The sequence below is a fragment of the Enterococcus sp. S53 genome, from assembly GCF_016516865.1.
GTDB lineage: Bacteria > Bacillota > Bacilli > Lactobacillales > Enterococcaceae > Enterococcus_D > Enterococcus_D innesii.
Genome location: NZ_JACVUH010000064.1, coordinates 1 through 632, shown reverse-complemented (window position 1 = coordinate 632; position 632 = coordinate 1). Strand labels below are relative to the sequence as shown.

At 39.7% G+C, this 632-nt stretch carries 1 pseudogene; it reads left to right on the top strand.

What is annotated here, in order from left to right:
• Window positions 1–632 (top strand): annotated as a pseudogene (locus IAE45_RS18685) (hypothetical protein); the annotation flags it as partial.

Sequence of the window (632 nt, the reverse complement as noted above, 5' to 3'; positions counted from 1 at the left end):
CAGACCAGATGAATTTCAAGCTAACTTCATCTGATGGCGGTGTAACCCAGATTGATATGCAAAATAAGATAGTTACTATTTCTTCTGAGAATATTTATCTGACAGGAAAATCGAATATTTCAGATGCCATCATCAAAACAGCTCACATAGCTGACCTAGCAGTTTCTAACGGTAAAATAGCGAACTTGGCTGTGACTGAAGGGAAAATCGGAAATCTAGCAGTTACTACAGCAAAAATTGCTGACTTGGCGGTCAACAATGCCAAGATAGCCAGTCTAGATGCAGCGAAAATCAACACAGGTTATCTTGCTGCGGCGAGAATTGCAGCATCCAGTATTACCACGGATAAGTTAAATGTAGCTACCTTATCAGCAATTACTGCGGACCTAGGCAATGTGACTGCAGGAACAATCAACGGATTAGAAATTATAGGAGGATCTTATACACAGTCTGCCACTATGACTGATCCTAATTCTGGGAAGTCAGGTATTTCAGAAATTAAGTTAGCTAGTGGTGTATTGACAAACTCCTTTAATTCCACTGATTCTTCAGTATCTAGACAGACCACCTTATCAAGTGGTGTATTAAGGTTTTTAAATCTAGGAAGTGAATTTGGTCGGCTTCAAAGCAAC